General features: G+C 62.9%; 19 protein-coding genes and 1 tRNA gene. 9 read left to right on the plus strand and 11 right to left on the minus strand.

The window, feature by feature from the left end; all coding sequences use genetic code 11:
* From C448_RS06825 to C448_RS15910, 3 genes are all read left to right on the plus strand, one after another.
* Positions 1 to 831 (plus strand): ATP-binding protein (locus C448_RS06825; protein ID WP_004053120.1); only part of this gene is annotated, 831 nt, incomplete at its 5' end.
* A gap of 209 nt (positions 832 to 1,040) precedes the next feature.
* A tRNA-Lys gene (locus tag C448_RS06830) sits at positions 1,041 to 1,114 on the plus strand.
* A gap of 365 nt (positions 1,115 to 1,479) precedes the next feature.
* Entirely contained in the window at positions 1,480 to 1,770 is a 291-nt protein-coding gene (locus C448_RS15910; protein WP_152415541.1) for a hypothetical protein, read from the plus strand.
* A gap of 138 nt (positions 1,771 to 1,908) precedes the next feature.
* Here the strand turns inward: C448_RS15910 and C448_RS15915 are convergent, their stop codons facing one another.
* The 9 genes from C448_RS15915 to C448_RS16150 form a co-directional block, all read right to left on the minus strand.
* Positions 1,909 to 2,556, minus strand: coding sequence for a hypothetical protein (locus tag C448_RS15915; RefSeq protein WP_152415542.1), 648 nt, complete (start codon positions 2,554 to 2,556; stop codon positions 1,909 to 1,911).
* A 69-nt stretch (positions 2,557 to 2,625) separates the two neighbouring features.
* The gene (locus C448_RS06840) at positions 2,626 to 3,504 is read right to left on the minus strand and encodes an alpha/beta hydrolase (protein ID WP_004053123.1); all 879 of its coding nucleotides are present in this window, start codon (positions 3,502 to 3,504) and stop codon (positions 2,626 to 2,628) included.
* Between the two features lie 52 nt (positions 3,505 to 3,556).
* Positions 3,557 to 4,825 carry a kynureninase gene (gene kynU, locus C448_RS06845; RefSeq protein WP_004053125.1) on the minus strand — a complete coding sequence of 423 codons (1,269 nt, stop codon included), beginning with the start codon at positions 4,823 to 4,825 and terminating at the stop codon, positions 3,557 to 3,559.
* 40 nt (positions 4,826 to 4,865) lie between these two features.
* Entirely contained in the window at positions 4,866 to 6,293 is a 1,428-nt protein-coding gene (locus C448_RS06850; protein ID WP_004053127.1) for an APC family permease, read from the minus strand.
* Between the two features lie 126 nt (positions 6,294 to 6,419).
* A complete protein-coding gene (locus C448_RS06855) occupies positions 6,420 to 9,017 on the minus strand; it encodes a heavy metal translocating P-type ATPase (protein ID WP_004053128.1) in 2,598 nt (865 codons plus the stop codon).
* Between the two features lie 103 nt (positions 9,018 to 9,120).
* Entirely contained in the window at positions 9,121 to 9,564 is a 444-nt protein-coding gene (locus C448_RS06860; protein WP_049916132.1) for a universal stress protein, read from the minus strand.
* 51 nt (positions 9,565 to 9,615) lie between these two features.
* Positions 9,616 to 10,881 (minus strand): putative manganese transporter, encoded by a 1,266-nt coding sequence (locus tag C448_RS06865; protein ID WP_004053132.1) that lies wholly within the window; start codon positions 10,879 to 10,881, stop codon positions 9,616 to 9,618.
* A 666-nt stretch (positions 10,882 to 11,547) separates the two neighbouring features.
* A complete protein-coding gene (locus C448_RS06870; protein ID WP_004053140.1) occupies positions 11,548 to 12,243 on the minus strand; it encodes a metal-dependent transcriptional regulator in 696 nt (231 codons plus the stop codon).
* A gap of 207 nt (positions 12,244 to 12,450) precedes the next feature.
* On the minus strand, positions 12,451 to 12,606 hold the full coding sequence (locus C448_RS16150; RefSeq protein ID WP_160162783.1) for a hypothetical protein: 156 nt from the start codon (positions 12,604 to 12,606) through the stop codon (positions 12,451 to 12,453).
* 302 nt (positions 12,607 to 12,908) lie between these two features.
* Between C448_RS16150 and C448_RS06875 the strand changes: the two genes are divergently transcribed.
* The 6 genes from C448_RS06875 to C448_RS06900 all read left to right on the plus strand — a co-directional run bounded on the left by C448_RS06875 (position 12,909) and on the right by C448_RS06900 (position 21,203).
* Positions 12,909 to 13,442, plus strand: a complete 534-nt coding sequence (locus C448_RS06875) for an NAD-binding protein (protein ID WP_004053142.1) — start codon at positions 12,909 to 12,911, stop codon at positions 13,440 to 13,442.
* Positions 13,442 to 15,616: an amino acid permease gene (locus C448_RS06880; protein WP_004053144.1), complete on the plus strand. Its 2,175-nt coding sequence runs from the start codon at positions 13,442 to 13,444 to the stop codon at positions 15,614 to 15,616. The genes C448_RS06875 and C448_RS06880 overlap by 1 nt, the downstream gene beginning before the upstream one ends.
* A 45-nt stretch (positions 15,617 to 15,661) precedes the next feature.
* Complete coding sequence (locus C448_RS06885) at positions 15,662 to 16,147, plus strand: Lrp/AsnC family transcriptional regulator (protein ID WP_004053146.1); 486 nt, start codon at positions 15,662 to 15,664, stop codon at positions 16,145 to 16,147.
* 202 nt (positions 16,148 to 16,349) lie between these two features.
* Positions 16,350 to 16,679: a helix-turn-helix domain-containing protein gene (locus C448_RS06890; protein ID WP_004053148.1), complete on the plus strand. Its 330-nt coding sequence runs from the start codon at positions 16,350 to 16,352 to the stop codon at positions 16,677 to 16,679.
* A 433-nt stretch (positions 16,680 to 17,112) separates the two neighbouring features.
* A complete protein-coding gene (locus C448_RS06895; protein ID WP_004053150.1) occupies positions 17,113 to 19,584 on the plus strand; it encodes a hypothetical protein in 2,472 nt (823 codons plus the stop codon).
* Positions 19,585 to 19,772: 188 nt separating this feature from the next.
* Positions 19,773 to 21,203 (plus strand): aldehyde dehydrogenase family protein, encoded by a 1,431-nt coding sequence (locus tag C448_RS06900; RefSeq protein WP_004053153.1) that lies wholly within the window; start codon positions 19,773 to 19,775, stop codon positions 21,201 to 21,203.
* Between the two features lie 45 nt (positions 21,204 to 21,248).
* Here C448_RS06900 and trmB read toward each other — a convergent pair whose 3' ends face one another.
* Together trmB and C448_RS06910 are read right to left on the minus strand one after the other, a co-directional pair.
* Positions 21,249 to 22,286: an HTH-type sugar sensing transcriptional regulator TrmB gene (gene trmB / locus C448_RS06905; RefSeq protein WP_004053155.1), complete on the minus strand. Its 1,038-nt coding sequence runs from the start codon at positions 22,284 to 22,286 to the stop codon at positions 21,249 to 21,251.
* Between the two features lie 133 nt (positions 22,287 to 22,419).
* The gene (locus C448_RS06910) at positions 22,420 to 23,115 is read right to left on the minus strand and encodes a class I SAM-dependent methyltransferase (RefSeq protein ID WP_239640542.1); all 696 of its coding nucleotides are present in this window, start codon (positions 23,113 to 23,115) and stop codon (positions 22,420 to 22,422) included.
* Positions 23,116 to 23,655 lie beyond the last annotated feature (540 nt).

The following is a 23,655-nucleotide window of genomic DNA, read 5'->3' on the forward strand; positions in this document are numbered from 1 at the left end:
GGGCTCGAGGACGCGAAGGGCGAGCTCAAGGAGGCCGTCGAGTGGCCGCTGTCGAGTCCCGAGCGGTTCTCACGACTCGGTATCGAGCCACCCGCGGGGGTGCTGCTCTACGGCCCACCGGGAACGGGCAAGACGCTGATGGCCAAAGCGGTCGCCAACGAGACCAACGCCAACTTCATCTCGGTGCGCGGGCCGCAGCTGCTCTCGAAGTGGGTCGGCGAGTCCGAGAAGGCGATCCGGCAGACGTTCAAGAAGGCCCGGCAGGTCTCGCCGACGGTGATCTTCTTCGACGAACTCGACAGCCTTGCCCCGAGCCGTGGCGGCGACGTGGGCTCGAACGTTTCCGAGCGCGTCGTCAACCAGCTCCTCACGGAGCTCGACGGGCTGGAGGACATGAAGAACGTGATGGTGATCGCCGCGACTAATCGGCCTGACATGATCGACCCGGCGCTCATCAGATCGGGTCGGTTCGACCGGCTCGTGATGGTCGGCCAGCCGAGCATCGAGGGACGCGAGCGCATCCTCTCGATCCACACCGACGACACGCCGCTGGCGGCCGACGTGAGCCTGCGCGAGATCGCCGAGATCACCGACGGCTACGTCGGATCGGATCTCGAATCCATCGCCCGTGAGGCCGCGATCCAGGCGCTCCGGGACGATCCCGACGCCAACGTCGTCGAAATGCGCCACTTCCGGTCCGCGCTTGAGACTGTGCGCCCGACGATCACCGAGGACATCCTCGACTACTACGACCGCATGGCCGAGGAGTTCAAGGGCGGTGCCGCGGACCCCGCCCGCGGCCGCAGCGGCGGACGCATCGGGTTCCAGTAGGAGCGTTTACTGTACCGGGTGGCCCTACAGTCGACACCTCTCTCTGCTCGCGCCGGACGACACTCGCCGTTCGTCTCCAGGGTTTCTCGTCGGTCGAATTTCGCCTCATTCGCGTGGAGATCATACACCACAGTCGTACAGTATCGTCTCCGCTCGTGATCGGTGAAGGAAAACGTATTTGACTGGGGGCGGGTAATTCCGAATCGTCAGGGCCGGTAGCTCAGTTAGGCAGAGCATCTGACTCTTAATCAGACAGTCGGGGGTTCAAATCCCTCCCGGCCCGTTCACTTCGTGACTCTTTTTGAGTCACTCCGTTCACCACAGCACCCGTACGCAGTGTCTCTACTGTCTGAATACCGGAGGTGATCATCCGAACGGACGGGGATGTTCTGTTGATTGAACCCATTTACTGTGTGGTCCCACTACCGTGTGGCGATCCGATTGAGCCAAACACTCCTAGCGATATGAATGTTTTGTGGAGTTACTAATCAATCTCGCACGGCATCACGAAAAGGAGATGGCCGCTATGAACTATCGAGAAGTATTGCACAACAATGGGAGTAATCATTCCTTAAAAGATTCTATCTAACTCACCAATCGTTCCGTCTATACCAAAATCACATAAACTTAGCGCAATATTTGATAATCATGGTCAAACCGCTTCAGGATGACATGCCTACGACTGACCCGTGCTATAGCGATGGTGATTATGATTCTATAATAACATATGGCGATTCTAATATCCTTGATCCAGATATATCTAAGAATCAATATGTCTCAAATGCTCGGAAAATTGTGGGAACCATTCTTGAGGAACGAAGTGATGAATTTGAGGTCAAACTTGATATTATTGATAACACGAACACAGGTGTGTTTGCTCTGGGGGGTTCATTTACAGATCATTCCAATGGAAATCATGAAAAGTCCAAGAAAATTTGAAATTTAAGAAATTGAATATTCCGTACAACCAGTCAGACTTTCCAAACGTCCAGAGTCATATTCCCAAAGGCGAACGGATTAGTCCTCTTATCAGAGAGTGGAGTGAAAACGAACCATTCCGAGCATAGTTCTACTCACTCAGAGAAGTTCCGCTGCTTGGATGATTCCGTACTGGAGTGCTAACATCAGTAGATTAGCGGCTACGTCGGTGCTTTTCTTGTCAGCTTTCTGAATAATTTCTTGAATACGGGATTGATCCGCATCCTCCTTTGAGATCTCGTCTTCAAATTCACGAACAAGCTCCTCTAATTCGTCTTTGTCAGATGGTGTGTTTCGAGACTTACGAATTTGTCTGATTGTGGATTTTATTGTAATCTCTGTTGACTGCCGTTGTTCCTGTTGATTAGTCTGCTCCATTCGTATGATAGTGCTATCCGTATTGGCACGGATACGATGATTATCTGGAATCGTATATCCAAGGTAGTCAATGAGCCGTCCGCTTTTCAGAACAACTTCATTCGCCATATCTCCTTCATTTTGATCGACAAAGTCTTTATCAAATTTATGTACAGGGTTATTTATTTCTTCTTTGATAAGCCCTATTGATTCGATAACAGCATCTGATGACTCGGTGTCTCTAATTTTTTCCAAGATTTCATTGAACTGGGAGGCATATTGAAAAGCGCCCGGTACTCTATTCTGTGGATCATCTGCCCTCTCTAATGCTTCTTTTGTCTCCACATAAATGCGACCCACTTGAGGTACCCACTTGTCGATGTCACTCATTGTGGGAAACACACCATGACTCTGATAAAGTGGTTCGCTTTTCTCATCATTCAAATACCTTTGATAGTTTTATTCTGTATTGAAGTTAGCCTCTCCTGAGATTCGCTCCAAGATAGCCGAGCAGAGCCGACTGTCCGCGTCGAGAAACCCCTCGATGGCGGTGTAGTGGTTGGTGGCCGGCTGTTCCAGCCCGGTGCCATCGAGACCTGCCTGCTGCCACGCGGTCAAGAAATCCTCCGACTGGCGACGCAGTTCCGCGGGTTCGTCCGCGCCATAGCTGACCAGCAGCGGTGGTGCCTTCGACGGAATATGGCGAATCGAGCTGTTGCGCCGGACCTCGTCCCAGGTCAGTTGCAGTTTCGGCTGGAGCCAGGTGTAGGGAAACGGTGCGAGATCGAACAGGCCGCTGATCGTGCAGGCGCTCTCGATGATATCCGGCGATCGGTCGTATTCACCCGCCCAGTCGGTCGTCAGCAACATTGCGGCCAGATGACCACCCGCAGAGTGGCCGGCGACGTGGATGCGGTCGCCGTCACTGTCGAACTCGTCGGCGTGATCGGCGAGCCAGACGACCGCAGCACGGGCCTGGCGGACGATCTCGTCGATCGAGACCGCCGGACAGAGCGCGTAGTTCAGTACGACAGTGGTCACGCCCGCGGAGACAGGGCCACGGGCAACGAAATCGAACTCGTCGCTGGTGCGGCTGTGCCAGTAACCACCGTGGATGAAGAGGAGAATCGGGGCGTTCTCGCGGTCGGCGGGAAAGACGTCGAGTCGCTCGGCCACCGTCGGACCGAACGAGACGTCGCGGTGATGGTCGAGCTCCGCACGAACCTCTCGACTCTTCTCGGTGTAGAACTCCGCGTACGCCGAGGCATCGTCGACGGCCTGGCTCACGTTGTACTGCGCATCGAGTTCTGCCTGGGTTTCGAACTCCCGATAGAGCATGCGTGGGATTCCGGCGGTCGACACTTAGCCGTTAGTCACTCGCAGACGAGCGCTACGTGACGGTCCCGTCGGGATCGAACCGTTCGTACGCGCCCGATTCGGCGATCTCGGCCAGCGTCGCGACGAACTCCCAGACGTCGACGTAGCTCGTGTACAGCGGTGCCGGACAGACCCGGACGACGTTCGGCGGGCGGAAATCGACAACGGCGTCGCGGGCGGTGAGTGTCGCCGCGAGTCGCTCGGCCTGGGGATGCTCGATGGCGACGTGACCACCCCGTCGGGCACGCTCGCGAGGCGTTCCGACCGCGAACGAATCGTCGAGATGCTCGTCGACGAGTTCGATCAGGTACGCCGTCAGATCGAGCGATTTCTCGCGGATCGCGTCGATGCCGGCCTCGTCGACGATATCGAGAGCGCCCTCCAGCGGTGCGGCGCTCAGCATCGGGACCGTTCCGATCTGCCACGCGCCCGCAGTGTCGGCCGGTGTGTACGTCGGACGCATCGCGAACTGGGTGTCCTTCTCGTGACCCCACCAGCCGGCGAGTGCGGGCTGGGTGTCGAAGTGGCGTTCGTTCACGTAGAGCCCGGCGATGGCTCCCGGGCCGGCGTTGAGATACTTGTAGCTACACCAGACGGCGAAATCGACGTTCGAGAGGTCGTGGGGGACGACCCCGATCGAGTGCGCAAGATCGAACCCACAGATCGTCCCCGCGTCGGCCGCGGCGGTCGCGATGCGCTCGATATCGAGCAGCTGGCCGCTGCGATAGAGCACCGACGGGAGCAAGAGGAGATCGACGTCGTTGGTCTCCAGTGCTGTGACGACGTCGTCCTCGTCGATCGTCCGTCCGTCGTCGCTCTCGACGACCACGAGCCGTTCGTCGGGGTCGAACCCGCGCTGGCGGAGCTGGGCACGGACGGCGTAGCCGTCGGTCGGGAAGTTCAGCTCGTCGATCAGGACGGTCGGCCGCCCGTCGATCGTGTCGAGGAACGTCCCGACGAGCGTGTGGATGTTCACCGTCGTGGCGTTTGCCGCGACGACCTCGCTGCCGTCGACGCCGAGCAGCGGTGCGAGGCGATCGCCGAGATACTCCCCGTAGCGAAACCAGGGCGGATCGCCGTCGGTCCAGCCGCGGATCCCGAGCTCCCGCCACTCGTCGATGACGCGTTCGAGCGTGCGATGTGCGTCCGTCGAGAGCGGACCGAGCGAGTTGCCGTCGAGATAGAGCTCGTCCGAGCGATGAAAGCGGTCGGCGAACCCGGCGAGCGGATCGGCCTCGTCGCGGGTGATCGCACCCTCGCGGCTGGCGTCGAAGGCGGTCATACCGAACGGAGTCGCCGCGCGTACAGTATCCTTTCGCTCACTACTCTTCGAGAAAGGCGAACGGCAACCGTGCGGGCAGCTCGCCGTCGATCGAGAGTCGGTAGCCCGCGTAGACCAGGAGGCCGATGGCGAGCCAGATCCCCAGCAGGAGAAGGCTGCTGGAGAGGAGTGCCTCACCGACATTGCCGGCGAGCAACTGCTGGATGGCCGGGCCGAGATCCGCCAGCGAGATCGTCTGTGAGAGGAAGACGAGCATCGAGCCGGCGCTGAACAGCCCGATGACCGCGACCGTCACCGGTCCGAACTGGAGTGCGCTGCGCTCGTACAGTGTCGGATTGACGTGCGGCAGTGCGACGAGCGAGAGCGCGTGCGCGACGTACATGAACAGGAGCGCGGCCAGCGAGATGTTCAGCGCGTACGAGAACGTCGAGGTGAGGACGAACGCGACGGCGATCGCCCACGTGAGCGTGAGACCGACGTCCGGTGTGCCGAAGCGATCGTTGACATGTGTGAGCACGTCGGGCAGCAGTCGGTCGCGCCCGAGCGCGTAGAGGATCCGACTTGGGGACATGTAGCCGGCGTTGGCGGTCGTCGCGTACGCGAGCAGGCTCCCGACGGCGACGATGCCGGCCGTCCCGACCGGGAAATACGTCGCTGCGGCGTCGGTGAGCGGCGTCTCGCTCCCCGCCACCTGCTCCCACGGCAGGATGCCGAGGACGACGACGCTCACGAGCAAGTAGAGCAGTCCGATGAAGAGCACGCTGCCGGCGAACACGCGCGGCAGCGTCTTCCGCGGGTTCTCGGTCTCGCCAGCGGTCTGGGCGAGCGATTCGAAGCCGATGTACGAGAAGAAGAGCGCGCTCGTCCCGGCGACGAACGGACCGACGAGCCCGTCGGCGTACAGCTGTTCGGGAAACAGCGGTGAGAAGTTTCCCGGATCGATCTGGAACAGGCCGGGGAGGCCGAGCAGGAGGAGGACGGCGACGAGGAGACCCGTCAAGATCGCCTGTGCCTGTCCGAAGACGTCGACGCCGACGAGGTGGAGGACGAACAGGAGGGTGAGAAAGGCGATCGCCCACCACTCGGCGGGGAGGAATCGGAACACGGGCCAGTAGCGGATCGCGTTGCCGAAGCCGATCGCGAAGACCGCCTGCGCGCCGATGAAGGCGACGACCTTCAGCCAGATGAAGACGTAGCCCGCGAGCGTCGAGTTCCACGTCCGCGAGATATGCATGTAGGCACCGCCCGGATGCTCGCCGAGCGGACCGCTCATGAAAACCGCGTAGACGAGCGCGGTCGAGAACACGATCGGCAGTCCGGCGAGGAAGCCGAGCGGGACGGCCGGCCCCATGATCTCCGCCGCCGTGCCCGTGACGACGAATATCCCCGCACCGACCATCGTTCCGACGATGACCGCGACGCTATGTATCCACGAGAGGTTGCGACTGAGAGGTCCTGCTGTACCCATTGATGACGGTCAACGAAACGATCACCGATCACCTTTGCCTTCCGTTCTCGATGCGATACCGACCCGATCGCTGATATCGAAACTATCGCCGTCCTGGATCGGTTTCGTCGGCCGGCGGAGCGAGCGTCACTCGTCGGGCCGGATGCGCGAGAGCCGCATCGCGTTGCCGGTTACGCCGACGGTCATGCCGGCGTCGCCCGCGAGCACGGCCAGCCAGATCGGCACGTAGCCGAACGGGACCGCGATCGCCAGCCCGGCCTTGATCAGGAGGCTGCCGACGATGTTCTGGCGAATGACGCTGTTGGCGTCGTTCGCGAGCTCGTAGAGGTAGGGCAGTTTCGCGAGATCGTCACCCATCAGCGCGATGTCGGCGGTTTCGAGCGCCGTGTCCGTTCCTGCGGCCCCCATCGCGACCCCGACCGTCGCGGTCGCGAGCGCCGGCGCGTCGTTGATCCCGTCGCCGACCATCGCCACACCGTCATACTCGTCGACCAGCTCGTCGATCGCTTCGACTTTCTCGTCGGGCAGCAGTTCCGCTCGGTGTTCGTCGACACCGACCGCGTCGGCGATCGCACGCGCGGTACGGTCGTTGTCGCCCGTGAGCATCACCGTGTGCTCGACACCGAGTTCGTCCAATCGGGCGACTGTCCGCTCGGCCCCGGCGCGCACTTCATCGGCAACCGCGACGACGCCCTCCAGTTCGTCTTCCGTGCCGACGAGCACCACCGTTTTCCCCTCGGATTGGAGCTCTGGCACGGTCTCCTCCAGCAGATCGAGACAGTCGTTGTGCTCGCAGAGCTGGCGGGTCGTCTGGGTCACGACACCGCCATCGGTCGTCGCGTGGACGTGTGAGAGATCGAAGCCGAGATCGTCGAACAGTCCTGGTTTGCCGGCGAAGTGTGGCGTGCCGTCGAGCTCCGCCCGCACACCCTTGCCGGTGATGGACTCGAAACCGTCGATATCGCGCTCGGCGACGCCCGCGCTGCCGGCCTCGGCGACGATCGCCTCGCCGATCGGGTGCTCGCTGCGCTTTTCGAGTCCGCGCGCACACCGGAGGACGTCTTCCTCGGTGTTGCCGTTGAGCGAAACGACGTCGGTCACGGTGAGTTCGCCCTTCGTGAGCGTCCCGGTCTTGTCGAAGGCGACGACATCGACCGCGCCCATCGCTTCGAGGTGGTTGCCACCCTTGATGAGCACGCCGTTGTCCGCGGCGCTCGTGATGCCCGACACGACCGAGACGGGCGTCGAGATGACGAACGCACACGGGCACGCGAGCACCAGCAGGGTGAGACCGTGGACGACGGCCGTCGACCACGTGGTTCCGAGGACGAACGGACTGCCGAGCGTCACCAAGACGGCAAACGCGACGACGACGGGTGTGTACCACGCTGAGAACCGCTCGACGAACTGCTCGCGTTCGGTCTTGTTCGACTGGGCGTCCTCGACCATTGCGACGATCCGCGAGAGGGTATTGTCCGCGGCCCCGGAGGTGACCTGTATTTCGAGGTATCCTTCTTCGTTGATCGTCCCCGCGTACACCTCGTCGCCCGTCGTCTTGTCGACCGGAACGCTCTCGCCGGTGATCGGGGCCTGGTTGACCGCGCTCTCACCGTCGACGACGTCGCCGTCCATCGGGATCTTCTCGCCCGGACGCACCACCACGACCTCGCCGACCGACACCTCGTCCACCGGGATCGTCTCCTCATCGCCATCGTCTCTCTTGACCGTCGCCTCGTCCGGCGAGAGATCCATCAGCTCCTGGAGCGAGTTGCGGGCCTGATCCATCGAGGAGCGTTCGAGCAGCTCGGCCACGCTGAACAGGAAGGCGAGCGTCGCGGCCTCGAAGTAGAGCGCCTCACCGAACGCGAGGCTCGCGACCAGCGCGCCGAGAATGGCGATCGACATCAGGAAATCGATATCGAGATTCAGGTTTCGCGCCGAATAGTAGCCATTACGGAGGATCTCCTGACCGCCGAACGCGACCCCGACCAAGAAGAGGACGTCCGCGACGAACAGCTCGCTGCCGAGAACCGTTCCAACGGCAGCGTTCTGGGTGGTTAGGATGAACTCGAAGAGCAGCCCGAGCCCGAGGAAGCCACCGCTGATCCAGGTCTTGATCGCGCGTGAACTCGTCCAGATGCTGTCGTTCGAGTCGGTCCCATCGGCACTCGATTCCTCACTCGCGGTGTCGGTGACGGTGTAGCCGGCGCTCTCGATGGCCACGACGACCTCGCTCTCCCCCGTTGTCGTCGCATCGTAGGTAACGATCACCGTGCCGGTCGTCGGCTGAGTTTCGTACGAGGAGACACCAGTGAGTCGATCGAGCGCGTTCTCGACTTTCCCGGCACAGGAAGGACAGTCCATGTCCGGCACAGAGAGCTTCGTGGTCGTCGTACCCGATTCCTCGACGGCGTAGCCGGCTTTCTCGATCCGATCGGTGATCGCCTCGCGACTCGTCGAGTCATCGCCGAAGGCAACGGTGAGCGTGCCGATCGTCACTTGCGGGTCGACGTCCTGGATCCCATCGAGTTTCCGGACGCTGCGCTCGACTTTTCCCGCACACGAGGGGCAGTCCATGTCGGGAACCGAGAGCTGTACGACGTCGCCGTCGTCTATCGAAGTCGAATTCGACGGTTCGTCCTGAGTTCCGGTTTCGCGATCGTGATCGTCGTGCCCGTCGGATGGCGGGCCAGTTCCGTCCTCCGGCCGATCGGGTGCGTCCATTACCGGCGCTACGGGATGTCTTTTTATTAATCTAACTGCTAAAATAGCGGCTTCTAATAATAGTGATTGTGAACGAGAGCGGCGCGGAGTAACAACCCGCCGTTCAGTCCGATGCTTCGGCGTTGACCGCCATTACGGGAACGTTCGTCTCGCGGATGACCCGTTCGGTAACACTGCCGAGGAGTCGGTGTTGGAGCCCGGTGCGGCCGTGCGTTCCCATCACGACGAGGTCGATCCCGTTCTCGGCGGCGTACTCGGGGATTCGCCGATCGGGCGATCCTTCGAGTATCTCCGTGACGAGTTCGACGCCGGCATCCGCGGTCACGGCTTCGACCTCCGCGAGGACCCGTGTCGCAGTCTCGCGGCCGACTTCCCAGAGCGCGTCATGGACCTCGACCTTCGAGACCGTCATCCAGCTCTTGTCGGTGTCGACGACGAACAGCGCATGGAGTACGGCGTCGTATCGGTCGGCGAGATCGAGCGCGTGCCGGACCGCGGCGGCTGCGGGCTCGCTGCCGTCGGTCGGAACGAGGATGCGATCGTACACGTCAGTCACGCCCTCCGATCCGTTCGGTCGATCGTCGGCCGTCGATGCCCGTCATCCGAGCACCCCGAAGCCGAACTGTGCGTACGGCCAGAAGTAATAGACGAGGACTCCGACGATGACGCCCGGGATCGTCGTGTAGATCGTGGCGATGATCGCGGCCTTCAGATCGATCGCCATCAATGGAAACAGCGCGTCGCCGTCCTGACTGATGGCGTTCGCGACGAGCGCCGAGAACGGAATCGCCTCTTCGAGGGCGTACAGCTGCGCGAACACGATGTGAGCTGCACAGCCGGGGATCAGGCCGAGCACCGCGCCCGCGATCGGTGCGAAAATTCCTGCGGCCGCCGCGAGCGCCTGGATCTCGACGCCGGTGAGCAGGAGACCGTACTCGTAGAGCAGGTAGCCGGCGATGACCCAGACCGTGACCATCGCGGTCTCCATGGCGGCGTGCTGGAAAGTGTTGTAGAGACTCTCGAACGAATCGCGGACGCGGCCGGTCTCTCCCTCACCGATGTAGTGGCGGCCGACGAAGTAGAGGTAGAACGACAGCGTGGTGCCGACGAGCCCCGTGATCGTGAACAGACCGTCGTAGGTGGCCGCAACCGCCCACGCGGGCTCCTGCGCACCCTTCGCGAGATACAGCACGCCGGCGACGAGCGCGCCCGCGAGAACGATCCACCAGAGAACGTGGATCGCGTGGCTGACACGTTCGAGCAGCCGGGAGTGAGGTAGGTAGCTCGGGAGATCGTCACCGTGATCGTGATCGTGGTCGTGGTCGTGGCCGTCCGGCCCGTCGTAGTCGGCGATGCTCGGGCCGCCTTCGGCGACGCTCGTCGTCGCGAACCCGCCGTCAGTCATCGGACGACCGATACGCTCGACCGCGTTGTCGACGTAGCCGACGCCGAGCCCGAAGATATCGATCGCGTAGCCGAACAGCACCGCCGCGACGAACGCCATCCCGTAGGCGTACAGCGCCGCCTCGGGCGCGAGCGCGAGGATGATGAACGCCGAGTCGCCGGCGGTCGCCGCGAGCGCCGCGACGACGGTGCCGAAACTGACCGTCCCGCGGATGTAGAGCGGCATAGCGATGATCGCACCGCCACAGCCCGGCGTGAGTCCGAGCAACGCGCCGGTGAGCGGCTGGGCGCGCTCGTTTTCCTGAAGCCACGTGGTGAGGCGGCCATCGAAGCGATACTGGACGAGACTGAAAAGCAGGATCGTCGCACCGACGAAGCCCGAAACCTGTACGAAGCCCTCGCGCCACGAGCCGATGAGGATCTCGAGAACCTCCGGCAGGCCGAGTTGAAGCGGGATCATCAGCCCGGGGACCCCTCGGATCGGGTGCGACGGTCGAGTCGGGAGACGATACACTCGCTCGATCGAGAGTTGTCGTTCATTCTCAGGCGACTGTGAATGAGCGAAGGTAATAAAGATTCTTATCTAAATCGAGTATTAGTAGGCGCTAATAGAGAGGGAGTGTATCTCGGAACCCTCGACGGTTTCTCAACACAGTTTCGATAGCACGAAACCGTACTGCCGGCGTTCGGATGAACCGCCGATCGGCGGCTGAATTTCCGGGGATCCACGCGATAGAGGGATTGTCGTCGAAGTCATCGATCCGCATCTCGCGAACACTTTCTAGAGATACAAAAGATATAAATTAGTGTAGTCTAATAATTTGGCAGGAGATGAAACACAACCGTTGGACACGCCACATAGAACGGCTCGAACACTCGTGTGTTGACATACCTGTCTACACCAGTGTGCCTCTACTGAAGTGAGTGGAGTTCTGCATTCCCTAGCGTTTCGTTCTCGATACTCGTACTGTAGCGACCGCGATCGAACCGATACGAAACTGTGAGTGCCGATATCTGATTCCGCGAACCATCCACTAGTGGTCGCAATGGAGTGGCTACCGTCGACTGTTACGATAACCCAAACATGAACGACTCCTGATGCTATGGGTGGACGGCCTCGTCCACGCTAGCCGACTAACGACATCTCGTTGTCCGACGGAGCGGTGTCGAGTTCGCGGACGTACATGCTGGTGGTGATCTCGTCGGGGAGCGAGACCGTGTCATCGCCATCGCTCGGCACGACAGTCATCAGTCCAAAGGGAGCTATTTCGGTGATTTCGAGCTGTGTCCCGGGCGTGATACCGGCATCGGCGAGATAGGAGAGCACCTCGGGATCGCTGTCGGCGACCTGTGTGACCACTACCGTCTCGCCCTCGCTGCAGTCGGCGAGCGTTGCATCGTCGGCCTCGGTCGGTTCGAGGTCCTCGGTCGGGATCGGCGCGCCGTGGGGATCGGCGCTGGGGTCGCCGAGGCTCGCGGCGAGCTTGGTTTCGAGACGCTCGCTGATGTGGTGTTCGAGCCGGTCGGCCTCCTCGTGGACCTCCGCCCAGTCGTAGTTCAGGTGTTCGGCGAGAAACAGTTCGAGCAGTCGGTGGTGGCGGATCGTTTCGATGGCGACGAGTTCGCCCTCGGCGGTCAGCTGGACGCCCGTGTACTCCTCGCGCTCGGCGAGCCCGGCGTCTTCGAGGCGCTTGGTCGTCGCCGTCACCGTCGGGGGCGTGACGCCGAGCGAATCGGCGATTGCCGACGTGGAGACGGGTTCGTCACCGTCCTGTAGCTGATAGATGGCTTTGATATAATCCTCGGATTTCGCGCTCGGCATACCGTCTCTTGGTTGTCGAGCTACTAAATCGTTGTTGTAGATAGTCTAATTCGGTGTCGGACGGCAGCCGACCATCGACTATCGGACAGCCGATATGGCGTTCGAGTGCCGAGAGCCCACCGCAACAGAGAACGTGCGCACCGCGCGTTCTCGACCAGCTCTCTCCGACAGGGTGGTCCGTCACGAACACCACCAGCTGGCGTCGGCTCACGCCCAGCGAGACGAGTGATACAGGACGGCCAGCACGTACAGCAGCACGATACTGAAAAACACCACAAGCATGAACGTCTGAAACGTGACGTCCGGAACCGCGAGGGCTGGTTCCGCATCGATCGGCGGACGTGTCGACGTGGTGAACCCCATGCTTCGTGATCGTGTTCGGCAACGAAGCACATAATGGTTTCTATCTAATTATTGAATTAGTTTATGCTAAACAGTTGCGGCGGGGATCGTGAACCCGGTCCATGGAGGACGACTGTGGAATCGGTCAACCGACAGCGATCTCGGTCGGGCTGCTGAGCCCCATCGAGAGTTCACGGAAACACTGAGATCGTTCGCAGTGGCCAGCATCGGCGAATATCAGGGATTATAATCACGAAACACGGCTAAAATCCGACTATTTATCACGAATCGCCTTCTATATGCGATTCTGAGAACGATTCAGTATGTGTAGCGAAACACTGGTGGTCGGCGGCGACGGGACCGTGGGAGAAACACTCGCTCGCCGACTCGCACACGGTTCGGCCGTCGTGCTGTTCATCGGCGAGGACGAGCACGCCGTCGAACGCGCGACATCGGCGGGTGTCGACGCCCGTCTGGCCGATCCGAGCGAGACGGCCACGCTCGATGGTAAGGCGATCGAGGCGATGGGAACCGCCATCGTCGCCTCGCGGGTGGACAGGCAGAACCTGCTGATCGCACAGCTACTGGGGCTCCGCCGGACCGAGCGCGTCATCGCACTCGTCAACGACCCGCGGAACGTCGACGCGTTCGCCGCAGCCGGCATCGAACCGGTGTGTGCCGCAACCACGCTGGCGTCCGCGCTCGCCCGGCAGCGCTGTGGAGGCGAGCATCCCGGGAGCGAACGACGATCGGAGCAGGGGGCGGCGGAGTCGCCGACCGAACGATCCCCGAAAGGATCGGCTGACGAGCCGGAACGTGAGCGCCTTCGATCGGACGGGACAGGTGGTGATCGCTAGTGCCCAAGAGCCTCGAACGCGATCTCGGGCTGTTCTCCGTGCTCGCCATCAGCATCGGCGCGATGATCGGCAGCGGCATCTTCATCCTGCCCGCGGTCGCCGTCGAGTACGCGGGACCGGCGGTCGTCGTCGCCTACGTGCTCGCCGGACTGGTCGTCCTCCCCGCAGCGCTCTCGAAATCGGAGATGGCGACGGCGATGCCCGAATCCGGCGGCACCTACCTGTTCATCGAGCGCGGCATGGGGCCGTTGCTGGGGACGGTCGCCGGCATCGGGACGTGGTTCTCGCTGTCGTTCAAGGGCGGATTGGCGCTGGTGGGCGGGGTGCCGTATCTCCTCTATCTGTTCGACGTGCCGCCGTCGATCACGACGCCGCTGGCGCTCGGCCTCGCCGTGATTCTCGTGCTCGTCAACCTGTTCGGCGCGAAACAGACCGGTCGCATCCAGGTGGTCATCGTCGCGATCATGCTCGCAGCGCTCGGCTGGTTCGTCGTCGGTGGGGTGCCGTCGGTACGGCCGACGAACTACGCGGGCGTCTTCGAGACCAGCGCCGGCGGGATCCTCACGGCTACCGGGCTCGTGTTCGTCTCGTACGCGGGCGTGACGAAGGTCGCGAGCGTCGCCGAGGAGATCGAGAATCCCGGCCGGAACATCCCGCTCGGCATTCTCGGCTCGCTCGGGTTCACCACGCTGCTGTACGCGCTCATCGTGGTCGTCATGCTCGGCGTCACCGATACGTCGGCGATCGCCGCCGCCGAGGCACCGATGGCGGTCGCCGCGGAGGCCGCACTCGGCCCGGCTGGCGTTCTCGTCGTCGTGATGGCGGCGCTGCTCGCGCTCGTGAGCACCGCCAACGCCGGCATCCTCTCGTCGTCGCGCTACCCGTTCGCGATGAGTCGTGACGGGCTCGTCCCTGCCTCGCTCGGCGAGATCAGCGAGCGTTTCGGCACGCCGAGCACGTCGATCACGCTCACCGGCGTCGTGTTGCTCGTCCTCATCGCGTTCGTCCCGCTCGAAAGCATCGCCAAACTCGCGAGCGCGTTTCAGATTCTCGTGTTCGTCCTGATCAACGTCGCGCTGATCGCGTTCCGCCGCGGCACGATGACCTACGAACCGACGTTCGAATCGCCGTTCTACCCCTGGATGCAGGGGTTCGGCGTCGTCGGCGGGCTCGTCTTGCTCACGCAGATGGGGACCATCCCGCTCGTCGGAGCCGCCCTCATCACGGCCGGCAGCGTCGCGTGGTATCTCTGGTACGCCCGCGATCACGTCGATCGCGAGGGTGCAGCCGTCGACGCGGTCCGCCGCGAGGTCGGGCGGCAGGCCGTCGAGCGCACCAGGGACGCCATCGCCCCGACCGAGGGCTACGAGGCGCTCGTCGCGGTACCGGAGGGGACAGCTCCTGCACACGAGGAGACACTCGTTGGCGTCGCGGCGGATCTCGCAGCACCCCAGTACGGCGCGGTGTCGGTCGTCCGGTTCGACGAGGTGGCCGACCAGGTTCCGCTCGAAGCCGCCACCGAACGGTCGGGATCCGACATCGAGTTCGAGCAACGGACGGACGCTCTCGCGGCCGATCTCGACGTGCCGGTACGCGTCGGCGAGATCGTCAGCCACGACACCCGCCACGCGCTGGCGAACTACGTCGACGAGCACGACGTGGACACGCTCGTGATCGAGCGCCGGCCGTCGCGTCGCCGCGAACGACTGTTCGATGCGGACGACGAGTGGGTGCTTGCCCACACCAGCTGTGATGCCGTCGTCGTCGACAACGCCGCGGAGAACTCCGAAATCGGGACCGTGACCGTGCTGACCGACGACGGCCCCCACGATCCAGCGAAAATCGCCGTCGCCGACGCGGTGGCGGCGGCACACGATGCGGCGATCGTTCTGGAGTACGCTCGCGACGCGTCCGTTTCCGACGAACAGCGCCGGACGATCGCCGACTACCACGAGGAGATCGCAGCGCTCTGTTCGGTACCCGTCAGAACGGCGCTCGTCAGCTCCGACGGCGGTTCGAGATCGATCGAGAGCGACGACGCCGACGTGCTGGTCGTCGGGACGGACGCCCAGTCGCTCGCCGACGGCACCGACAGACCCGTACTCGTCGTGCGCCCGCGCGAGGAGAGTACGCCGGGGCGGATCGGACGCGCACTCGAAGGGCGACTACTGTAGGGCGAACGGCAAACGCTTTCCCGAGCGGCGATGCCTTCTCGGAGTATGCCACCGCGCGAACTCGACGAATTGGACGAGTACGTCGTCTTCCGACTCCAGGCGGACAGTCACGGAACGTCGGCGGCCGAGATCGCCGAGGACTACGGCGTCTCGCCGAGCACGGTCCGCAAACGCATCGCCCGCCTCGAGGACGAGGGGATCATCCGTGGCGCACATCTCGATATCGATTACGAACGCGCGGGCTACCAGCTGTTCACCAGCATCTTCTGTACCGCACCGATCCCCGAGCGCGAAGCGCTCGCCCGCGAGGCGCTGACGATCTCCGGCGTCGTCTCATCCCGTGAGCTGATGACCGGCGAGGAGAACATCCAGATCGGTGCCGTCGGACGCGACGGCGACGATCTCAGCCGCATCAACCGTGATCTCGCCGCGCTCGGCCTCGAAATCGTCGACGAGGAGCTCATCCACAACGAGTACACCGGCCCGCTCCAGTGGTTCGACAAGGACGACGAAACGGAAACGAACGAGTGATACGCCGCAGTATCGGCGCTCGGTGAGCGTGCAGTCCTCGATACTGACGGTGGATAGGGCCATACGGCGCTTTTTCATTCATCTCCAGTACACGAACCGTCCCGCTGCACACCGACCAGCGATCGGGAGAATTTCCGTCGTTCGCGATTTAGCCTATTGTCCCGTCGATACGTTTAGGATACTATAGTTCGTGTGACCGAACATGCCCGACGAAACGATCACGGTCGAAAACGAACAGATCACGGCGGATGCCGACTTCGTTCGAGGGTCGTCCGGGGCGTCGATAGCGTCCACCGAATCGACGGGACGCTCGGCCCGTGCGGTGGTACTGTTCGAGCTGATCGACGGTCCGACGTCCGCTCGGGCGATCAGTGATGGCACGTCCCTCTCCACCGGACAGGCCTCACAAGCGCTGAATGATCTGGAAAACCGCGACATCGTCGAGCTGCTCGTCTCCGAAGATGGCTCCGGCGAATCGATTTTCGGCGTGCTGCCACGGGGCGAGAAGGCAGCAGTGAACCTCGAGAAGTAACGCGGCGAAATCCGACAGTCACGATCCAGCGCGGTGGACGATCGGGGTTTGGAAATCCACTGCAACGGTAGATGGGAGTGGGGGAGGTTGCCGCACGATCGGTTCTCGATGGGTTCTGTCCGACAGTATCAGCGACCGATTGTTTCTATTCCGTCGCTGAGCGGTAAGGATTAGCAAAGAATGATTTATATGATTCCGGTCTGTCGCCTTCTACCGAAGGATGGACGAGGAGAGAGCATGCCACGCAGTCCGACGGAGTGAGGAACGACGACGGATCGCGAGATCACGGGTTCCAGCAGCGGCTGCGACGACGGACTGGCGATCGCGTGACGCGGTTCACCGATCGATCGACGGCTGACGCGCCGAGACAGCACTCTCTGGACGGGGTCCGTCTTTCGAGAAGAGAGCAGTCGACCATCACACCAACACACAGATGCCACGCAACGACAGCGGAAACGGACGGAGGGAGAACGGACAGCAAAGCGCGTTACCGATCGATCGACGATCGTATCTGATCGCCGCAGGGGCTGCGGTCGGTCTGGGCGGAGTGGCCGCTCGGGAGGCCAGCGCCGCCACGGAACGACGGGGAATACGGTTCGATCGGGTCGTCGACATGGTCGAAGACGCCGGTTGTGATCCAACGGGCGGGACACCGTGTGACGAAGCGCTTCGAGCGGCCGCCGCGGACAACACACTGTTGAAATTCCCCGCGGGAACGTACAAACTGACCGAACAGAACGTCGTTCTCGGGAAAACGAATCTCGGATTCCTCGGCGAGGGCAACGTACAGTTCACGGTGCCAGCAGGGTTCAACGAGAAGGCGCTCGTCGTCGACAACGGCACGGGACTGCTCTTCGAGAACATCGATCTCGATCTGACTGCCGACGGTGCGACGCCGGGGCTCCATTTCGGGGCCGACGACGATCTCGAAGTGCACGACATCGAGTTCGTCGGACAGGGGATCCATCCGGACAGCGATCCCCGTGACGGGGGCAACGGCAACCCCGACGTCACCAACGCGTTCACACCGATCGTCAGATCGCCCGACGGCACGGGCAACGTCAGCAACGTCGTCGCGAAAAACGACGGACTGATGGGTGCGTACAACGCCGGTGACGGCCGCGTCGGCGTCTGGATCGGCGTCACCACACAGGGGACGGTCACGCTCAAAAACTGCCGGTTCGAGGGCTTTCCCAACAACGGGCTCTACTGTAGCCGGACGAACGGTGTCGTCCGGATCGAGGGCGGCGAATTCAGCAACAACGACATCTCGCAGGTTCGCATCGGCAGCGAGGGAAGCTACGTCGACGGTGGAACGCTGACGGTCGACGCCGGAGCGAGCACCAGTCCCAATCCGAACGACATGCTCAACGGTCGCGGCGTGCGCCTCGAAGTCGGCTCGCTCGATACGGCCGGCCCGGAGGTCAGAAACTGCGACATCACCATCGCCGACGTTCCCCACTCCGGTGGCGGGGTGGTCGCATCGGGCGACATCGGCTCCTTCACAGCGCTCGATACGCGGATCAACGTCAGCCCTGCCGGCGTCCGGGGCGTGCTGGCGAAGGACCCGACCGGTGGGAGCTACACGACGGATCCGCCGTACGACGGCACGCTCCGCAACGTCAGCGTCACGGGGGCCGTCGGTGATACCGCGGCGATCGAACTCCGCAAGCGCCCCCAATCCGTCATCGACGGCTGCTGTGTGCAGACCGACGGTGATGGCGTCGAGATCGTCGATTCCGATGGTGCGGCCGTCCGGAACACGACGCTCAACGTGGCGGGCCAACCGGTCGTGACCGATAACGCCACGATCGATACCGCTGCGATCTCTAACGGTGGACGATGTCCGATGCCCAACGACGCGACCGCATCACCGGACTCGTTCGAGAACACGCTCACCATCGAGGCGGCCCCAGGGGCCGACTACGAGCTCGCGGTCAGCGGGACGCTGGAGTCGAACGCGTCGTTCGGCGCAACCGACGATCCCAACGACGAACTCACGGGATCGAGCGCGTCCGGACAGGTCGGCGGTGGCGGCCGCGACAGCTACACCTACACGGGAACGATAACGAAGCTACTGCTGCACGGTGGCGTCAACCTCTATCACGATGGGCAGCCGGTCGATCCGGCCGACTATCTGTCCAACACGGTGACGATCGAGAGCCAATCGAGTGCGACCTACGAGATCACCGCCAGCGACGGCATCGCCAAGAGCGAAGCGATGGGTGCGGCCGACCCGAACGACAGCATCAGCGGGCGCACCGCGACTGGACAGGTCGGCAAGGGTGGGCGTGACAGCTACGCCTACCCCGGCGAGATTACCGATATCGCTATCGACGGCGACGCCACCGTCTATCACAACGGTGCTGTGATCGACCCCGACGAGTTCGGCGTTGGCGGGACGCTCACGATCGAGGGAGCACCCGGAGCCGATTACGAGATCGAGGCGAACGAATCGCTAGAGCGGACCACGGCGGCCAACGCGACGGTCGATCCGAACGACAGTGTCTCCGGGCAGCGTGCAACGGGACAGGTCGGCGGTGGCGGGCGCGACAGCTATGCGTTCACGAGCGAGATCACACGCCTCGTTCTCGACGGCGGTGCGAACCTCTACTACGGCGGCAAGCCGGTCGATCCGGCCGATTATCTGCCCAACACGGTGACGATCGAGAGCCAGTCGAGCGCGACCTACGAGATCACCACCAGCGACGGCATCGTCAAGAGCGCGGTCGTCGGACCGGCGGATCCGAACGACAGCATCAACGGACGGACCGCCGTCGGACAGGTCGGCAAGGGTGGGCGCGACAGCTACGCCTACCCCGGCAAGATCACCAACATCGACATCGACGGCGATGCCACCGTCTATCGCAACGAAACGGTGCTCGAAACGCCCGAACAGCTCTGATCAGTATCGGTCGAGGCGGCTCTGTAGCGACGAACGATCGTCGTGGTTTCTCGTTTCTCATATCGAATCAGCTGCGGCAGTCCGAGATCGTTTCGCCGAAGACGGATGTGATCGTCCCGCTCCACGCCGATTCGTCTATTAACTCGATGCGTAGTAAACGTTTTACACGCGGCGCTCGATCTATGCATATGGCTACCGCATCGGCCGCAAACGATCGAGAGCCGTTCATCGACGGGGAGTGGCGGGGCGGCGACGCGGTCATCGACGTGACCGATCTCGCCGATGGCGGCGTGTTCGCCCGGGTGAGTGCAGCGGACCAAAATCAGGCCGAAAGCGCGCTCGCGGCCGCCGAAGACGCACAGTCCGCGCTCGCCGCGACGACGATCCCCGAGCGCGTCGCGTGGCTCGAATCGATCGCGGCGGAACTGCGCGAACGGAAGGCCGAACTCGCCGAGATCATCGTCCGCGAGGCGGGCAAACCGATCGCCAGCGCGCGCGGCGAGGTCGAATCGGCCGCCGAACGCTTCGAGCGCGCCGTCGGCGAAGCGCGCGATCTCACGGGTGAGTATCGGCAGGGCACCACCGCGGGCCACGAGAGCTGGCAGGCGATCACCACGCCCGAACCGATCGGCACAGTTTTGTGCATCACGCCGTACAACTACCCGCTCTCGACGACCGCGCTCCAGGTCGCGCCCGCGCTCGCCGCCGGCAACAGCGTCGTCCTGAAACCCGCGAGCAAGACACCCGTGAGTGCCGCGATCCTGACGGAGATCATCAGCGCGACCGACATCCCCGAGGGTGGGTTCAACTTCGTCCCGGGCCACGCGAGCGAGATCGGCGACGTGCTCTCCGGCTCGTCGGCCGTGAACGCGATCGCGATGACGGGCTCCTCGGCCGCGGGCGAGCACGTCGCGCGCGAGAGCGGGATCGTCAATCTCCACATGGAGCTCGGCGGCAACGCACCCGCCGTGGTGTTCCCCGACGCCGACCTCGACGCGACCGCCGGGGACTGCGCGAAGGGTGCGCTCAAGTACGCCGGCCAGCGCTGCTCGGCGGTCAGCCGCGTGCTCGCCCACGAGCAGATCCACGACGAGCTCGTCGAGTCGATCGACGACGCGATGGATGAGTGGTCCGCCGGCGATCTCTTCGACGAGGAAACAGCTCTCGGCCCGCTGATCTCCACCGACCAGGCCGACTGGGTCGAAGAGCTCATCGAGGACGCCCGCGGGAAGGGCGCACGCCTCGTTCGCGGCGGCGAACGCGACGGTCAGTTCGTCGAGCCGACGTTGCTCGCCGACGTCCCGCGCGACGCGCGCATCGTCCGCGAAGAGCAGTTCGGGCCGGTGATCCCCGTGACCAAAATCGAAAGCGAGGACGATGCCGTTTCGGTGGCGAACGCGAGCGATCTCGCGCTCGATGCGGCGGTGTTCACCGCCGATCACGACCGCGCGATGGACGTGGCGGAGCGCATCGACGCCGGCGCGGTCCGGATCAACGGCGCGCCCTCGCACGGTCTGGGCGACATCCCCTTCGGCGGCAACAAACGATCGGGGATCAATCGCGAAGGGATCGGCGTGAGCATCGAGCAGTTCGTCCGGCGGAAGTCGATCGTTCTCTGAGCGCGGAAAACCGCACTATCCGTCGATACGCGACCGCGACGCCGCTTACCGGCGTTCGATCTGGAGTTCGTGCGCCTCGATGTCCTCGTAGGTGGCGGCCTGTCCGCCGACCGAGATCGTGCCCGCATCCGTCTCGACGGTGAGTCGTGCCGTCAGGTTCGTCGTGTTGCTCTCGATGTCGACGACCGGGCCGGTGACCGATCGGCGCTCGCCGGTCTCGACGTCTCTGCCCTCGACGTGGGCGTCGAACTCGCCCTCGCTTTCGACGAGGTCGGCCACACACCGTCGTATCGAGGCGTAGCGCCGTGGGAACGAGCGCTCGTTGCCGCGGTCGAGCAGCACGTCGGCAGTCGTCCAGAGCAGCGTGTCGAAAAAGCCCGAGACGAGAAAGCCGAGCTCCGAACGGTTGAAGACGACGCCGTAGCGCTCGCGATCGGCGACGAGCGCGTCCTGGGTGGCGTAGACCGCGTGGGTACCGTCGGCGACCGCGAGGACCGGGGTGGTGATGCCGTGGCGGGCGCGGACGGCGGTCGCGATCGCCGTGTAGTCGTAGTCGTCGGGCGAGGGGACGTCGGTGGCGGGCGTGAGGAGCAGTTCGATCGTCACGCCGGCCTCGCGACGGGCGGCGAGAGAGTCTTCGAAGCGCTCGACGAGCGCGGGCGTCAGCGAGAGGTTGAGTTCGTACTCGGCGTTCTCGATCGCCGTTTCGAGATAGCGAAGGATCGTCGAGCGGGATTTGACAAGCGAGGCCGCCTCGGCGTCGCGTGCCGGCGTCGTGTACCGGCTTTCGAGATCGCCGACGAGCGTGTCGAGCGACGCGTGAATGTCGCCGAACGCCTCCTCGGGATCGATGGCGAGCACCTCGATCGGGCGCGATTCCTTGAGTTCGACCAGCCCGCGCTCTTCGAGGTCTCGGACGGTGTCGTAGACGCGTGGCTGGGGGATGTCGGTCCGCTCGGTGATCGCCGCGGCGGTCAGGCGACCGTGATCGAGCACGGCGAGATAGGCGCTCGTCTCGTACTCGCTCAGGTCGAAGCGCTCGTTGATCCGCGCGAGTTCCCCACCGAGATCCTCTGAAGCCATGCCCCTCCTACAGAGACGACCCAATTGAGGTCTGTGATTCGCCTGCAATGGTCATCAATCGCTGCTGCACGGCATCTCGTCCCCACTCGTCCCACGACGGGCGATCGATCGTCGATGCAGCTAGTCGACGCTGTTACCCGAAATCCCCCGTCCGCTCCGATTTTCGTGCAATGGCGATGAACGTCACGCCGCCGTCGAAGGTGGCTATCCGCGTCGATGCGAACCGATCGGCGATTTGCGCCGGAACATCCGTATCGGGGAACCAGTTCGTGGCCCACTTCGCGAGCGGAACGATCACGGGATTGAGCAGCGTCCACGGGAATTGTTGGAACGGTTGCGCGTCGAGCACCACGATCCGGCCGCCGGGGCGCAGCGCCCGGTAGGCAGCCTCGATCGCTTGCTCCGGCTCCGGCATCGCACTCAGCGACATCGAGGCGTAGACCGCGTCGAACGCTCCGTCGGCGATACCGGGCCGACCCGCATCGCCACGGAGGACGTGGACGTTCGCCCAGCCCCTGTCGCGCGCTCGCCGACGGGCCTGGCGAGCCATCCCGGGGCTGTAGTCGAGGCCGACGACGCGCCCCGCGCTTCCGACGTGGGTTCGGAGCGCCTCGAAGGAGTTGCCCGGTCCACAGCCGAGTTCGAGCACCCGATCGCCCGAATCGAGCGAGAGCGAGTTCATCGCCCGTTCGCGGCGCTCGGACTCGCGGCCCAGGAAGGCGATGTCGTAGAGTCGGCTGAACAGATTTCGATGACGACTCCACCAATCGTAGAGCCCCTGTCCGCGACGGCTCACGAGACAGCCATTCCGAAGAAACGTATCTGGCACAAATGGGGATCCAATACATGGGGTGATAAACTTGAGACGTTCGGGTTCCGTTCTAAACCTGGTGTAGAATTTATTTGAATTTAAGTTTGTGTTCATGATAGAATGTAGATTGTGTTATATATCAAACTCATTCAGAACATCTTCTCTGTTGAAGTCAGAATTAAATAGATTGGCTCGGTTTTCCTCTATCTCGGTGGCATAATCGGAGTTACCTTCGAAGAATCGCTGTACATGGGGGTTATGTTTGAAGTAGGTGTTTAGCGGAACAGTCGAGTCGAAACCGTAGCTCTCAGGGAAGAGCAGGACGAACAGCCGCTAATCGTGCTTTCCGGGCCTGANGTAGGTGTTTAGCGGAACAGTCGAGTCGAAACCGTAGCTCTCAGGGAAGAGCAGGACGAACAGCCGCTAATCGTGCTTTCCGGGCCTGACGGATCGCCGGGTCGTTCGACCCCGGCGATCCGTTCTGTGGGTCGAATGATCCTTCCCCAACGAGATCTCGCTCTTCTCGCTGAGAACGCGTTTCTTCGCCAGCAAAACGCC

Origin of the sequence: Halococcus morrhuae DSM 1307 (assembly GCF_000336695.1) — an archaeon.
Lineage (GTDB): Archaea > Halobacteriota > Halobacteria > Halobacteriales > Halococcaceae > Halococcus > Halococcus morrhuae.

What these genes read in the sequence shown, in the direction of transcription:
- C448_RS15915 (WP_152415542.1), bottom strand. Translation starts at nt 2,556, where the DNA reads ATGAGTGACATCGACAAGTGGGTACCTCAAGTGGGTCGCATTTATGTG.
- C448_RS06890 (WP_004053148.1), top strand. Translation starts at nt 16,350, where the DNA reads ATGCCCGACGAAACGATCACGGTCGAAAACGAACAGATCACGGCGGAT.
- C448_RS06855 (WP_004053128.1), bottom strand. Translation starts at nt 9,017, where the DNA reads ATGGACGCACCCGATCGGCCGGAGGACGGAACTGGCCCGCCATCCGAC.
- C448_RS06870 (WP_004053140.1), bottom strand. Translation starts at nt 12,243, where the DNA reads ATGCCGAGCGCGAAATCCGAGGATTATATCAAAGCCATCTATCAGCTA.
- C448_RS15910 (WP_152415541.1), top strand. Translation starts at nt 1,480, where the DNA reads ATGGTCAAACCGCTTCAGGATGACATGCCTACGACTGACCCGTGCTAT.
- C448_RS06900 (WP_004053153.1), top strand. Translation starts at nt 19,773, where the DNA reads ATGGCTACCGCATCGGCCGCAAACGATCGAGAGCCGTTCATCGACGGG.
- kynU (WP_004053125.1), bottom strand. Translation starts at nt 4,825, where the DNA reads ATGACCGCCTTCGACGCCAGCCGCGAGGGTGCGATCACCCGCGACGAG.
- C448_RS06885 (WP_004053146.1), top strand. Translation starts at nt 15,662, where the DNA reads ATGCCACCGCGCGAACTCGACGAATTGGACGAGTACGTCGTCTTCCGA.
- C448_RS06875 (WP_004053142.1), top strand. Translation starts at nt 12,909, where the DNA reads ATGTGTAGCGAAACACTGGTGGTCGGCGGCGACGGGACCGTGGGAGAA.
- C448_RS06865 (WP_004053132.1), bottom strand. Translation starts at nt 10,881, where the DNA reads ATGATCCCGCTTCAACTCGGCCTGCCGGAGGTTCTCGAGATCCTCATC.
- C448_RS06850 (WP_004053127.1), bottom strand. Translation starts at nt 6,293, where the DNA reads ATGGGTACAGCAGGACCTCTCAGTCGCAACCTCTCGTGGATACATAGC.
- C448_RS06840 (WP_004053123.1), bottom strand. Translation starts at nt 3,504, where the DNA reads ATGCTCTATCGGGAGTTCGAAACCCAGGCAGAACTCGATGCGCAGTAC.
- C448_RS16150 (WP_160162783.1), bottom strand. Translation starts at nt 12,606, where the DNA reads ATGGGGTTCACCACGTCGACACGTCCGCCGATCGATGCGGAACCAGCC.
- C448_RS06895 (WP_004053150.1), top strand. Translation starts at nt 17,113, where the DNA reads ATGCCACGCAACGACAGCGGAAACGGACGGAGGGAGAACGGACAGCAA.
- trmB (WP_004053155.1), bottom strand. Translation starts at nt 22,286, where the DNA reads ATGGCTTCAGAGGATCTCGGTGGGGAACTCGCGCGGATCAACGAGCGC.